Annotated in this window: 1 protein-coding gene; it reads left to right on the plus strand. The window is 53.5% G+C overall.

What is annotated here, in order from left to right:
• Window positions 1-67: 67 nt before the first annotated feature.
• A partial coding sequence (locus RVY79_RS20350) for a hypothetical protein (RefSeq protein ID WP_317466401.1) occupies window positions 68-258 on the plus strand: 191 nt, incomplete at its 3' end.

The following is a 258-nucleotide window of genomic DNA, read 5'->3' on the forward strand; positions in this document are numbered from 1 at the left end:
GGATGTTTCGAGAAGGGCCCCGTGCGATGATGGCCAAACAAGCAGGCGATTCTTCGGTGGAGTGAGAGTGATAGCGCCAACAAGAGAAAACTGGGAACGCTTTACACCGGATGGGCTGGTGTCTTTTGCGCAGCGTCTTCATCCACAGGCCCGCTTCTACAAGTACCTATGGCAGGTCTGGACGCCAAAGAGTGATTTCGAGGGGCAGGATTTCTTTCAGTTTGGGCCAAGGTTCTCGACTGCACAGTATGTGGCTTT

The organism is Chromohalobacter sp. HP20-39 (genome assembly GCF_033052815.1).
Classification (GTDB): domain Bacteria; phylum Pseudomonadota; class Gammaproteobacteria; order Pseudomonadales; family Halomonadaceae; genus Chromohalobacter.